The organism is Thermomonas aquatica (genome assembly GCF_006337105.1).
Taxonomy (GTDB): Bacteria; Pseudomonadota; Gammaproteobacteria; order Xanthomonadales; family Xanthomonadaceae; genus Thermomonas; species Thermomonas aquatica.
On record NZ_CP040871.1, the window covers coordinates 1,691,720 to 1,705,519 of the forward strand.

The 13,800-nt window shown below is 69.1% G+C and carries 9 protein-coding genes; 7 read left to right on the plus strand and 2 right to left on the minus strand.

Translation table 11 applies throughout. The features are described from left to right. Positions 1-25: 25 nt before the first annotated feature. Together ntrC and FHQ07_RS08090 are read right to left on the minus strand one after the other, a co-directional pair. Positions 26-1,435 (minus strand): nitrogen regulation protein NR(I), encoded by a 1,410-nt coding sequence (gene ntrC / locus FHQ07_RS08085; RefSeq protein WP_139716325.1) that lies wholly within the window; start codon positions 1,433-1,435, stop codon positions 26-28. Beyond that, complete coding sequence (locus tag FHQ07_RS08090) at positions 1,428-2,480, minus strand: two-component system sensor histidine kinase NtrB (protein WP_139716326.1); 1,053 nt, start codon at positions 2,478-2,480, stop codon at positions 1,428-1,430. The genes ntrC and FHQ07_RS08090 overlap by 8 nt, the downstream gene beginning before the upstream one ends. A 114-nt stretch (positions 2,481-2,594) precedes the next feature. Here FHQ07_RS08090 and FHQ07_RS08095 point away from each other — a divergent pair, with 114 nt between their 5' ends. The 7 genes from FHQ07_RS08095 to FHQ07_RS08125 all read left to right on the plus strand — a co-directional run bounded on the left by FHQ07_RS08095 (position 2,595) and on the right by FHQ07_RS08125 (position 13,795). After that, a complete protein-coding gene (locus FHQ07_RS08095) occupies positions 2,595-3,221 on the plus strand; it encodes a YjfI family protein (RefSeq protein ID WP_139716327.1) in 627 nt (208 codons plus the stop codon). Next, complete coding sequence (locus FHQ07_RS08100) at positions 3,218-3,913, plus strand: PspA/IM30 family protein (protein ID WP_139716328.1); 696 nt, start codon at positions 3,218-3,220, stop codon at positions 3,911-3,913. The genes FHQ07_RS08095 and FHQ07_RS08100 overlap by 4 nt, the downstream gene beginning before the upstream one ends. After that, entirely contained in the window at positions 3,910-4,572 is a 663-nt protein-coding gene (locus tag FHQ07_RS08105) for a DUF1449 family protein (protein WP_139716329.1), read from the plus strand. The genes FHQ07_RS08100 and FHQ07_RS08105 overlap by 4 nt, the downstream gene beginning before the upstream one ends. Positions 4,573-4,602: 30 nt before the next feature. Further along, a complete protein-coding gene (locus tag FHQ07_RS08110; RefSeq protein WP_139716330.1) occupies positions 4,603-6,573 on the plus strand; it encodes a flotillin family protein in 1,971 nt (656 codons plus the stop codon). A gap of 87 nt (positions 6,574-6,660) precedes the next feature. Beyond that, positions 6,661-11,991: a DNA repair ATPase gene (locus tag FHQ07_RS08115; RefSeq protein WP_139716331.1), complete on the plus strand. Its 5,331-nt coding sequence runs from the start codon at positions 6,661-6,663 to the stop codon at positions 11,989-11,991. Beyond that, positions 11,988-12,701 carry a hypothetical protein gene (locus FHQ07_RS08120; RefSeq protein ID WP_139716332.1) on the plus strand — a complete coding sequence of 238 codons (714 nt, stop codon included), beginning with the start codon at positions 11,988-11,990 and terminating at the stop codon, positions 12,699-12,701. Before FHQ07_RS08115 ends, FHQ07_RS08120 begins: the two co-directional genes overlap by 4 nt. Then, positions 12,698-13,795, plus strand: a complete 1,098-nt coding sequence (locus FHQ07_RS08125) for a toxic anion resistance protein (RefSeq protein WP_139716333.1) — start codon at positions 12,698-12,700, stop codon at positions 13,793-13,795. The genes FHQ07_RS08120 and FHQ07_RS08125 overlap by 4 nt, the downstream gene beginning before the upstream one ends. The last annotated feature ends 5 nt before the right edge of the window (positions 13,796-13,800 follow it).

Consider the following 13,800-nt stretch of genomic DNA (forward strand, 5'->3'; position numbering starts at 1 on the left):
CGCAGGTTCAAGCCCGGTGCGGCCATCAGCGCCGCTTGCGCGAGGGCCCCAACTTGCGCGTCACCGTGTTGCGGCCCAGGCCGAGCTTGTGCGCGGCATCGCCGCGATGGCCCTCGCTATGATCCAGCGCCGCCTGTAACAGCACGTGATCGAAATCGCGGCGCGCGGCGGCATGCAGGTCTTCGACGCCGGCATCGAGTTGCGCGCGCGCCCACGTCGCCAGCGCCTGCTGCCAGGGCGCGGCTTCGCCCGATGTCGTGCGCGTGGCCGGCATCGCCCCGTCGAGGTCGGCGATGCCGATGGTCGCGCCCGGCGCCAGCGCGGCCAGCCGCCAGCACAGGTTCTCCAGTTCGCGCACGTTGCCCGGCCAGTCGTGCGCGCGCAGGCGTTCCAGCGCGGCGCTCGACAGTTTCTTCGCCGGCAGTTGCAGGCGTTGCGCGGCATTGGCGAGGAAGCGCGCGGCCAGCTGCGGGATGTCCTCGCGGCGTTCGCGCAGCGGCGGCAGCGGCAGCCGCACCACGTCGAGGCGATGCAGCAGGTCGGCGCGGAAGCGGCCCTGTTCGACCAGCGCTTCCAGCGGTTGGTGGGTGGCGGCGATGACGCGCACGTCGACCCGGATCAGCTCGCGCCCGCCGACGCGGAAGAACTCGCCTTCGGCCAGCACCCGCAGCAGGCGCGTCTGCAGCGAGGCCGGCATGTCGCCGATCTCGTCGAGGAACAGGGTGCCGCCGTCCGCCTGTTCGAAGCGGCCGATGTGGCGCTTGTGGGCGCCGGTGAAGGCGCCGGCCTCGTGGCCGAAGAGTTCGGATTCCAGCAGTTCCGCGGGAATCGCCGCGGTGTTGAGGGCGACGAACGGGCGCGATGAACGCGGCGATTCGCGATGCAGTGCACGTGCGACGAGTTCCTTGCCGGTGCCGGTTTCGCCGGTGACCAGCACCGACAGCGGCGCCTGCGCCAACCGACCGATCGCGCGGAACAGCGCGCGCATCGCCGGGGCTTCGCCGATCAGGGAGGATGCATCGGCGTCGACGCTGGCATCCAACGCCAATGCATTGCGCGCTTCGCGTTGCGGCAGCGCGCGCCGCACCAGCGCCACCGCTTCGTCGAGGTCGAACGGCTTGGACAGGAATTCGTGCGCACCGCCACGGAACGCGCCGGCGGTGCTGGCGACGTCGGTATGCGCGGACATCACGATCACCGGAAGATCGGGATGCGCGGCCTTCAGCTTGTCGAGCAGTTGCAGGCCGCTGTCGCCGGGCATGCGCACGTCGGTGACGACCAGTGCGGGCGCACGCTCGCGTTGCAGGGTGTCGAGCGCTTCGGCGGCGGCGGCGAACGCGGTCACCTCGAACCCGGCATCGCGCAACGCGGTCGCCAGCACGAAACGCACCGCGCGATCGTCGTCCACCACCCAGATGCGTGCGGGCTCAGCCATCGACGGATTCCTGTTCGCCGTGCGCTTCGTACTGGATCGGCAGCAGCAGGGTGAACACGGTGTGGCCGGGGCGCGACCGATACGCCAGCGAGCCGCGATGCTCGCGCGCCACCTGCTGCGCGAGCGCGAGGCCAAGCCCGGTGCCGTCGGCGCGGCCGCTCACCAGCGGCAGGAACACCTGCTCGGCCAGTTCCGGCGGGATGCCGTGGCCGTCGTCGACGATCTCCAGCCGCAACGCCAGCGCATGCGCGGCGTCGAAGATGCGCGCGCCGTGCTCGACCCGGGTGCGCAGCTGCACCGTGCCGGCGCCGGCTTCGATCGCATTGCGCACCAGGTTCCACAGCGCCTGGGTCAGGCGATCCGCATCGCCCGGGAATTCCGGCAACGACGGGTCGTAATCGCGCACCAGCCTGGTCGCCCAACCGGCGTCGCTTTCCGCCAGCCGCAGCACGCGCTCCAGCACCGCATGGATGTTGACCGGCTCGAACGCGCGCGGCGGCGCCGGCGACAGCAGGCGGTCGACCAGCGCGGCCAGTCGCTCCACTTCGGCCTCGATCAGGCCGGTCAGCTCACGGGTGTCGCCATCGCCGCGCCGCGCCAGCAATTGCGCCGCGCCCTTGATCCCGGCCAACGGATTGCGCAGCTCGTGGGCGAGGCCTTTCAGCGAGGCGCTCAGCGCGGACGGCAGCAGCTGCGCCGGATCCTCGCCGGGGAATTCGTCGACCACATGCGCTTCCAGCCAGAAACCGCCGGCGTCGCGCGGGGCCAGCCACAGGTCGGCGAAGCGCAGCTCGTCGCTGCCGGGGAAGGCCAGCGCCACCCGGCGCAGGCGCAGCGACGCCTCCAGCGACGGCTGCAACGCCCGCGCCAGCGCCGTCGTCTCGCGCTCCAGCGCGGCCGCCGGCGTCCCCAGCAGGCGCCGGCGGCCGACCCCGAGCCAGCGTCCGGCGGCCTGGTTGGCCTCGACGATCGCGCCCGCCGCGTCCAGCCGCAGCAACGGGGTGACCAGCTCGTCGAGGGCGTCGGCGGGGGAATCGAGGGGCATTGCACTAATTTAGTGCAAATCCGGCGAGGCGGCATCGGGGCGTGGTCGCGATCGTTCCGACGAACGGTCGTCGCCGCTATTGCCTGATTACATGTAATGAAATAAGTTCATTGCATGAAATCTGTCCTGCAACGCTCTTCGACGCAGCACGTGCGTGCGTTCCGCGAGCGCATGCGGGAGCAGGGGCTGGTCAAGAAGGACGTCTGGATCCGCCCGGAGCACGCGGCCGAACTGGCCGCGATCGAAAAGGCGATGCGCGAGGCGCGCGACCCGGCCGAGTCCAACCCGTCCGAGGACGTCAAGGGCCCGGGCTGGACCCTGCCGACCATCCGCCATGCGCTGGCGCAGACCAGCGCGGTACGCGACGGATCGATCGAGCTGGAAACCATCGAAGGCGCCGAACCCAGCCTGCACCTGGTGATGCGCGAGTACGGCGAGCTGTCGATCTTCATCGCGGTCGGCGGCGAGCAGATCATCGTCGAGGCCTTCCTGTGGCCGCTGGCGCAGGTGCGCGATCCGGCCGCGTTCAACGCGCACGTGCTGGCCACCCACAAGCTGCTGCCGCTGTCGACCATCGCCATCCAGTCGATCGCCGGGGTGCCGAGCTACACCATGTTCGGTTCGCTGGACACCCATTCCAGCCTCGCCAACCTGATGTTCGAGATCGAGACGCTGGCGGAGAACGTGATCCAGGCCAGCGATGCCTATGCGCCCTACCTCGACGCGGGGACGCACGGATGACATTCCCCTGGCGCAAATTGTTCCAGTCGATCCAGGACGATATCGAGGGCCTCGGCGATGCCGTGTTCGGCGACCGCGCCGAGCGCCTGCTGGACGACGAGATCCGCGGCGTGGACGAACTGCTGCACAACACGCGCAACGACCATGCGGCGGCGAAGGCGCGGCGGATCGATGCGCAGCAGCATGCGCAACGGCTGAAGGCGGAGATCCGCGCGGCCGAAGCCGAGGTCGAAGCGCAACTGAAGCGCCGCCGCAGCACCGCCGCGCGCGATGCCGCCGGCGACGTGGTGCGCCTGCAATCGCAGCTTGCCGAGATGCAGGCCGACGCCACCGAGATGGACGCGCAGGAGGCGAAGTTCGCCCAGCTGCAGTCGCAGCTGGAGCATCGCCTGCGCCGGCTCAAGCACCAGCTCGACACCCATCGCGCAACCGCCAGCCTGCAGCGCGCGCAGGCCGCGGTGGCGCGCCGGCAACCGGGCGATGCGCCCTATCCGGAACCCGCGCCGGCATCGGCGCAGCGCATGCGCCGCCCCGCCCGCGCCGGCGCGCATGCAACGCAGGCGGATGCCGCGCGTCCGGATACCGCCCGCAACGACGATCCGGTGGCCGAGGTGATCGACCGCATCGCCCGCCGCATCAAGCCCAAGCCTTCCACCAGCACGCCCAGCACCGAACAGGCCCGCCGCCGATGACCGAGTTCTATACCACCGCGCTGACCTTCCCCACGTTGCTGTACAGCATCCTGCTGGCGTTCTGCGTGGTGTACTGGCTGCTGGCCGCGACCGGACTGGTGGACAACGACACCATCCACGGCCTGCTGCACCACCACGACGGCCTCGACGGCATCCACACGCACCACCACCACGACGGCGCGGCCGACAACGCCGGCATGATCGCCAGGCTCGGCCTGTCCGGCGTGCCGTTCATGCTGATCCTCAGCGTGCTGGTGTTCTTCGGCTGGCTGATCACCTATTTCGCGCAGTTGCTGGTCCTGCAATACCTGCCGGATTCGCTGCGCGTGCTCGCCGGCATCGGCGTGCTGGTCGCGGCCCTGCTGCCCGGGCTGGTGCTGACCTCGCTGCTGCTGCGCCCGGTCGCCAGGTTGATCATGAAGCTGCGCCCGCCGGTGCCGCCGTCGGTGCTCGGCAAGGCCGGCAACGTGATCTCGCCGCAGGTCACCGAAACCGAAGGCCGCGCCGAATTCGCCGACGGCGGCGCCGGCCTGATCCTGCAGGTGCGCGCCCCGCCGGGCACCACCTTCCATCGCGGCGACCGCGTGGTGCTGCTGTCCTTCGACGAACAGTCCCACGCCTACGCCGTGATCGCCGAATCCGAGTTCCTTTCCCGCTGAGCACCACCGAGTTTCGCCAAGGAGTAGTCCATGTCCATGTCCCTCATCGCGCCGTTCCTCATCGGCCTCGCCGTCCTGCTGGTGCTGATCTTCGGCCTGATCGGCCTGTTCAAGGCCTTCTACCGCAAGGTCGAGCAGGGCACCGCCCTGATCGTCAACGACATGAGCACCACGCCGAAGGTGCATTTCACCGGCGCGCTGATCATCCCGGTGCTCTACAAGGCCGAGGAAATGCAGATCAGCCTGATCAACCTGGAGATCGACCGCCGCGGCAAGGAAGGCCTGATCTGCAAGGACAACATGCGCGCCGACATCCGCGTCAACTTCTACCTGCGCGTGAATGAAAAGGCGGAAGACGTGCTGAAGGTGGCGAAGACCGTCGGCGCCGCCCGCGCCTCCGACAAGAACGCGGTCGATGCGCTGTTCAACGCCAAGTTCTCCGAGGCGCTGAAGACCGTCGGCAAGCGCTTCGACTTCGTCGACCTGTTCGAGAAGCGCCAGGAATTCCGCGACGCCATCGTCGACGTGATCGGCAAGGACCTCAACGGCTACGTGCTGGAGGACGTGGCGATCGACTACCTGGAGCAGACCAAGAAGGCCGAGCTCGACCCCAACAACATCATGGACGCCGAGGGCATCCGCAAGATCACCGAGCTGACCGCCGCGCAGAACATCCAGACCAACATCTTCGAGCAGGACGAGAAGCTGCGCATCACCGAGAAGAACGTGAGCGCGCGCGAAGCCCTGCTGGCGATGGAACGCCAGCAGGCCGAGGCCGAGGCGCGGCAGAAGCGCGAGATCGCGGTGATCACCGCGCGCGAACAGGCCGAGGCGGCCAAGGTCGGCGAAGAGCAGCGCCTGATCTCCGAGCGCGCGCGCCTGGAGGCGGAGGAGCAGATCAAGATCCGCGAGCAGGAGCAGCTGCGCCAGGTGGAAGTGGCCGAGCAGAACCGCCGCCGCGCGGTGGCCATCGAACTGGAGCGCGTCGAGCGCGCCGCGCAGATGGAGAAGGTCACCACCGACAAGGAAGTGCAGCTGCAGGGCGTGGAGCGCGACAAGGCGGTCGAGGCCGGCAAGATGGAAGTGGCCAACACCATCCGCGAACGCACCCTGGTCGAGCAGACCGTCGCCGTCGCCCAGGAGAAGATCAAGGAAACCCGCGAGGTCTCCGAGGCCGATCGCGCCAAGCAGGTCACCGTGCTCAACGCCGAGGCCGATGCGCAGCAGGTGCTGGTCAAGGAAGTGAAGGCGGCCGAGGCGGCGGAAACCGCGGCCAAGCACCGCGCCAACGAGATGACCCTGCTGGCCGAGGCCGAGCTGGTCGCCGCCGGCAAGCAGGCCGAGGCCAAGAAGATGCTGGCCGAAGGCGTGCGCGCGGAAACCGCCGCACCCGGCCTGGCCGAAGCGCAGGTGCAGGAAGCCACCGCCGCCGCGATCGAGAAGGTCGGCGTGGCCGAAGCGCGCGTGATCGAAGCCAAGGCCGACGCCAACTACAAGCAGGGCAACGCCGATGCGCGCGTGCTGGCCGAGAAGCTGGAAGCCGAAGCCTCCGGCGCCGGCAAGATGGGCCAGGCCAAGGCCGATGCCACCAAGGCGATGGGCGAGGCCGAGGCCGACGCGATCGGCAAGAAGATGTCGGCCGAGGCGGAGGGCCTGACCGGCAAGTTCGAGGCGATGGGCAAGATGTCGGCCGACGCGCGTGCGCACGAAGAATTCCGCATGCAGCTGGAAGCCGCGCTCAAGCAGGCGCTGGCCTCGCTCGACGCCGGCAAGGAAGTCTCGCGCGAGAACGCCGAGGTGCTGGCCACCGCGCTGCAGAACGCCAACATCGAACTGATCGGCGGCGACGGCGGCGTGTTCGATGCGCTGACCAAGGGCGTGTCGATCGGCAAGGCGCTGGACGGCATCACCGGCCAGAGCCAGGTGCTGCAGCAGTTGCTCGGCAAGCTGGCCGGGATCGCGCCGGCCAAGCTGCCGGCGCCGGACGACGCCGAAGCCTGAGCCCGAGATGCCCCGGCGTGATGCCGGGGCATCCCGACGCACTCGATCGCCGAACCACGCATCACTGATGCACGCACGGAACGCACGATGACCAATCCCGCCAACGTCGCCGCCAACAACGCGGACACCAGCACCAACGACGCCGTCGCCCAGGGCGGCGCCTACGAGGTGCTGCGCAAGCGCTTGGCGGAGCAGGGCGTGCGCCTGCGCGGCATCGCCGATGCGCTCAACGCGCAACGCCTGCAGGAATTCGGCGACTCCAAAATGGAGATCGCCGGGCGCTTCCGCATCCGCAGCGAGCAGAACGCGGTCGGCCGCGACATCGTCCAGGTCGGCGACCTGCTGCTGTTCGGCTACAACGTGTTCCTCGGCCTGAAGTCGACCACCGCGGTCAGCGACGTGTTCGGCCTGTACCGGCTGGTCGAGACCGCGGAAGGCTACGACGTCACCCCGGTCGATCCGGCGCACAGCTTCCTCGCCGATCCGGCCTTCGTCCGCGACTTCACCGAGCTGTACGCGTACTACAAGGAAGCGCGCCTGCTGCAGCTGCTGGTCAAGGACAGCAAGCTGCTGGCCGCGTTCCAGATCGGCGCCGAGGCCAAGGACGTGCGCGTGTTCCGCTGGAACCTGTCCAGCACCGGCGAAGTCGGCTACATCGACGCGCGCGGCGAGCGCGACATCAGCCTGCCGCCGCCGTTCGACTTCGAATGGATCCGCGCGGGCAAGGACATGGAGGTCAGCGGCCGTTTCCCGCACCTCAACATCCTCGACACCCTGTTCGTCGAGACCACCGGCGGCGACCTCACGATCAAGGCCGAGAACAACACCGAGACCGGCGTCGGCGTGTACAGCGAGCCGGTCGAGGACGGCACCCAGTCGCTGGACGACGCGCAGTTCTACTTCGCCAAGGTCGGCTCGCTGGTGCTGCTGAAGGTGCTGCCCTACCGCGAGACCGGCTGGCGCGGGCTCGTGTTCAACACCCTGACCGGCAAGGTCACCCGCCTCGACGCCATCGTCCAGGCCTGCATCCAGCTGCCGGAAGACCACGGCATCATCTTCCCCGGCGGCTATTACCTGCAGAACGGCGAACACAAGGCGTTCGACACCGCCATCGCCGGCATGCAGTACAAGCGCGCGATCCGCTCGCCGAACGGCGAGGACGTGATGTACGTGTTCTACGAGCGCGCCTCCGGCATGGCCGCGCTGCTGGTCTACAACATGATCCAGCGCCGGCTGCTGCCGCCGACCCTGGCGCACGGCTACGCGCGCCTGGCCGACGGCCGCATGGTGCTGTTCAACGCCGAGAACGACGACCCGACCCGCGTCCACCACATGCAGGTGTGGAAGACGCCGTTCGTGTCCGAGGAATTCGCCGCCAGCCGGCCGCCGAGCACCACGTATCTCGGCCGCATCGGCAATGCCGAACTGGTGCGCGCGATTTCCAACCTGTACGACCTCGCCCGCGACATCGAGCGCGAGGACGTGTCGGCATCGCGCTACGAATTGCTGGCGCACGCGACCCGGCGCCTGTTCGACGCCCACCACTGGATCGACGACGAGCACAGCGGCGGGCTCGCCACCCTGCTGCGGCAGGTCGCCGCCACCGGCGAGTCGGTGCTGGACGAATTCCAGAAGGTGCTGGAGATCCGCCGCCAGGCCGACGAGGCCTTGCGCCAGGCGCAGTCCGACCACCGCGCGCTGCTCGGCCGCCTGCAGCCCGAGGCCTGGTCGCAGGTGCAGGAGTACGTCGACGCGCTGAACGCGATCTCCGCATTGCGCGGCCGCCTGCTCACCATCCGCGACTACCGCTACATCGATACCGCCGCGATCGACGCGATGGCGCAGTCGCTGTCCGCCGCGCACGACGGCGTCGGCGCCGCGACCGGCGCGTTCCTGTCCTCGGCGAAGGCGCTGGCCCCGTTCGAACAGCGCCTCGCCGCGCTCGACGAACAGGCCGGCAAGGCGACCACCGCGAAGCAGCTCGCCGAGCACATCGCCGGCATGCAGGCGATGTCCGCCGACCTCGACATGCTGTCGGAGCTGATGGCCTCGCTGAAGGTCGACGACGCGACCCAACGCACGCAGGTCGTCGAAGCGCTGTCAGGCCTGTATGCACGCCTCAACCAGGCCAAGGCGCGCGCCGACCTGCGCCGCAAGACCCTGGGGTCGGCCGAATCGGTGGCCCAGTTCGGCGCGCAGTTCACCCTGTTCGCGCAGTCGATCGCCAGTGCCCTGGGCATGGCCAACACGCCGGAAAAGGCCGACGAGCAGCTGTCGCGGCTGATGGTGCAGCTGGAGGAACTGGAGAGCCAGTTCGGCGAACACGAACAATTCCTCGGCGACATCCTGTCCAAGCGCGAGGAATTGCTGGAGGCGTTCGAATCCCACAAGCAGGCCCTGCTCGACGAGCGCCAGCGCAAGGCGCAGTCGGTGTTCGACGCCGCCCAGCGCATCCTCGAAGGCCTCGGCCGCCGCACTGAACGCTTCGCCACCCCCGACGAGCTCAACGCCTTCTTCGCCGGCGACGCGCTGATCCTCAAGCTGCGCGAATTGGCGGAGCGCCTGCGCGAGCTGAAGGACTCGGTCAAGGCCGACGACGTCGAGGCGCGGATCAAGTCCGCGCGCGACCAGGCGGTGCGCGCCCTGCGCGACCGCAGCGAGCTGTTCGAGGATGGCGGCAACGTCATCAAGCTGGGGCCGCGCCACCGCTTCAGCGTCAATACCCAGGCGCTCGACCTCACCCTGTTGCCGCGCGGCGACCACCTGGCCGTGCACCTGACCGGTACCGATTTCATGGAGCCGCTGCACGAGCCCGCGCTGGACGAACTGCGGCCGTACTGGGCGGTGGCGCTGGAGTCCGAATCGCCGACGCTCTATCGCGGCGAATACCTCGCCGGGCAGTTGTTGCAGGACGCCGCCGCCGGCCGCGAGGGGCTGTCGACCGATGCGCTGCAACGCGCCGCGCTGGACAGCGATGCGCTGGGCAAGCTGGTGCGCGACTATGCCGCGCCGCGCTACCGCGACGGCTACGAGAAAGGCATCCACGACTTCGATGCGGCCAAGCTGCTGCAATTGCTGCTGTCGCTGCAGCGCGGCGCCGGCCCGCTGATCCATCATCCGGCCTCGCGTGCGCTGGCGGTGTCGTACTGGGCTTCGCTGGAGGCGCCTGCGCGCGGCGCGTGGCTGGACCGCTTGCGCACCGCGCGGGCGATCGACGCGCTCTCGCCCGCGGGCACCGCGGTCGTCGCCGCGACCGCCGAATTGACCGCGGCCATCGATGCCCATCTGCGCGACACCGCCTTGCCGCTGGCCGCGGCGCGCCCGGCCACCGCCGCCGCCTTCCTGGTCGACTGTGCGCAGGGCGCGGCCATGCCGTTGCGCTTCACCGCCTATGCGCAGGCACTGGTCGAGGCGCTGGCGGCGAAACTCGCCGGCGACAGCGGCCGCGTGCTGCAAGCGGCGATGGCGCATTTGCAGGATCGGCCCGGCGCCGCATGGGCCTTGGCGCAACAGGCGTTCGCCGCGCTCGCCGCGCAAGCGGAACTGGCCGGCAACGCCGGCTACATCGACGAAGCGGTCGCGTTGTACCTGCACGGCAGGCAGCTCGACCACGCGATCGAACGCGTCACCCTGCAGGGCAGCGTCGATGGCCTGCTCGGCACCCATCCGCGCATCGAAAACGGGCGCATGGCGCTGTCGATCGAGGACTTCCTCGCCCGCCTGGAAGAACACCAACGCGCATTCGTGCCGGCGTGGCAGCGTTTCCAGAAACTGCGCGGCGAAGTCGTGCAGCGCGAACGCGAGGCGATGCGCCTGTCCGAGTTCAAGGCGCGGCCGCTGACCAGCTTCGTGCGCAACAAGCTGATCAACGACGTCTACCTGCCGGTGATCGGCGACAACCTCGCCAAGCAGATGGGCACCGTCGGCGAGGACAAGCGCAGCGACCTGATGGGCCTGCTGATGATGATTTCGCCACCGGGCTACGGCAAGACCACGCTGATGGAATACGTGGCGCACCGCCTGGGCCTGGTGTTCATGAAGGTCAACGGCCCCGCGCTCGGCCACGACGTGCGTTCGCTGGATCCGGCGCAGGCGCCGGACGCGACCTCGCGGCAGGAACTGGAGAAGCTCAACCTCGGCCTGGAGATGGGCAGCAACGTGATGCTGTACGTCGACGACATCCAGCACACCCATCCCGAATTCCTGCAGAAGTTCATCTCGCTGTGCGACGGCACCCGCCGCATCGAGGGCGTCTGGCGCGGCAAGACCAAGACCTACGACATGCGCGGCCGGAAGTTCGCGGTGGTGATGGCCGGCAACCCGTACACCGAGTCCGGCGAGGTGTTCAAGATCCCGGACATGCTGGCCAACCGCGCCGACATCTACAACCTGGGCGACGTGCTCGGCGGCATGGAGGACGCGTTCCTGCTCAGCTACATCGAGAACAGCCTGACCTCCAACCCGGTGCTGGCGCCGATGGCCACCCGCGACATGGCCGACCTCTACCTGCTGGTCGAGAAGGCGCGCGGCAAGGACGTCTCCACCAATGCGCTGAAGCACGGCTACAGCGGCGCCGAGGTCAACGAGATCGTGGCGGTGCTGCAACGCCTCATGCAGGTGCGCGATGTGGTGTATCGCATCAACCAGCAGTACATCGCCAGCGCCGCGCAGGCGGACAAGTACCGGGTGGAACCGCCGTTCAAGCTGCAGGGCAGCTACCGCAACATGAACAAGCTGGCCGAGAAACTCTCGCCGGTGATGAACGATGCCGAAGTGCAGCAGTTGATCGGCGACCACTACCTCGGCGAGTCGCAATTGCTCACCACCGGCGCCGAGGAGAACCTGCTCAAGCTCGCCGAGCTGCGCGGCACGATGACCCCGCCGCAGCAGGCGCGCTGGACGCAGATCAAGGCCGACTTCCTGCGCAACAAGGCGATGGGCGCGGACGATGCCGATGTCGGCGGGCGCATGGTCGCGCAACTGGCGGACATCGCCGGCAACCTCGATGCGCTGCGTGCGCCGCCGATGGAGAAACCGGAAACGGCGCCGTGGCCGGCGGTGCTGGATGCCTTGCGTTCGCTGCAAGCGAAACCGCAAGCCGCGGTTCCGCAACAGGCCGCCCCGGATATCGAAGCGCTGCTCGCGGCGATGCAGGGCCAGCAGGCGCCGGTGATCGAGATCCTGCGCGCCACCCTGGCCCGCCAGGACATGCTCAACAGCGCCCTGCTGGAACTGGCCGACGTGCTCGCGCGGGCGCCCACGGCGGCGGCGCCCGCCATGCCGGGCGGCGAAGGCGATGCGCAATCCCGCCGCAACCCAGCGCGCGTGCGCACGCAACGCGAGATCGCCTTCGAACGCGAACTCGAGAAGCTGCGCTTCAAGCACGAGTCGGACGCGAAGGACGACAAGACCGAATGACGCGCGATGCCGTCCCGCTCGACCTCGATGCGATCGCCGGCTTCGGCGACGGCATCGTGCGCGAGGCGCGGCATGCCGATGCGATCGCCGCGCTGGATGGCAGCCCGGTGCCGGCCTTGCTGGAAGCGGTGCAAGCCGTGCAGGCGGTGCTGCTGTCGGCGAACCCGCGGGCGTTGCGCGCGCGCGTCGGCTGGCTCGGCCGCTTGCTCGGGCGCGACCTGGTGCTGGATGCCGAAGGTCGCGTCCTGCGCGAACGCCTGCGCCAGCTGGTCCACGACGCCGACGCGAAACTGGCCGCGTTCGCGCGCTTCGACGCGGCCATCGCCAGCCACGAACAGCGCCTGCTGGCCGCGATCGACGCGCTCGCCAGCGCCATCGCCGAACTCGATGCCGCCAGCGCGGCCGCGCAACCCGCAGCGCTCGCCGATGCCATCGAACGCCGCCGCCAGCACCTGCTGGTGCTGCAGCAGGCCTGGCGCATCGGCGCCTCGCAACTGGCAATGACCCGGCTCAACCACCGCCAGCTGGCGCAGCGCATCGCGCCGATGCTGCCGCTGGTGCAGGTCCTGCTCGAACAGGAGCGCGGTCTGCAGGCATCGCGCCGCGATGCCGATGCGCTGCAATCCGCCAACCGCGCGCTGGAAGCGGCGAATGCCGCGCTGGCCGGTTACAGTCCCCCACATCCCGCAGCACCGGAGCACGCCCCATGACTTCGCAGAACGAACCCACCCTGTTGCCGGCGGCGCTCAGCGAACAGTCGCTCGCCGACCTTGGCCTGAGCACGCAGGACATCGACGCGATCAACCAAGCCAGCAAGGCGCTGCAGGACATCGCCCCCGGCAACCTCAGCGGCTACGGCCGCGACGCCACCAGCAAGACCAGCGCGTTCTCGGTGCAGCTGCTGGACAAGGTGCGCAACGCCGACCTCGATACCTCCGGCGACAAGCTCGGCGAGGTGGTGCGGATCGCGCGCAGCCTCAACCTCGACAGCTTCGCCGAACGCAGCAAGCTGCCGATCCTCGGCCCGCTGATCGACAAGCTGAAGGCGACCAAGGGCGAGCTGGTGCAGAAGTACAGCTCGACCAACAAGCAGATCGACCAGCTGATGGGCGACGTGTCGAAGACCCAGCAGGTGCAGCAGCAGCGCGTGCGCGAGTACGACCAGATGCATGCGCTGGTGCTGGACGAACGCCGCGAACTCGGCATCCACGTCGCCGCCGGCCGGGTCCGCATCGCCGAGCTGGAACAGGAGCTGGCCGCGCTGGCCGGGATGGACGACCCCGCTTCGCGCACCCGCCGCAGCGAGCTCGACACCGCGCTGCGCCTGATCGACAAGCGCGTGTCCGACCTGCAGGTGCTGCAGCACGCCGCCGAGCAGACCCTGCCGATGATCCGCCTGATCCAGGCCAACGCGATCCAGCTGATCGAGAAGTTCGCCGCGGTGCGCGACATCACCATCCCGATGTGGCGCAACCAGTTCGCGATCCAGCTGTCGCTGGCCGACCAGCGCAACGCCGTCGACCTCGCCAACGCCATCGACGATGCCAGCAACGAGCTGATGCGCAAGAACGCCGAACTGGTGCACGGCACCTCGGTCGGTACCGCGCGCGCCAACCAGCGCTCGGTGATCGACATCGAGACCCTGCGCACGGTCAACGAGAGCCTGATCCGCACCGTCGAGGAAGTCCGCGAGATCCACCGCGAGGGCATGGCCAAGCGCAAGCAGCTGGGCGGCGAACTGGTGCAGATGCGCGACGATCTGGCCAAGCGGCTGGCGCTGCCGACGTCCGCACCGGCCGCCTGAAGCGG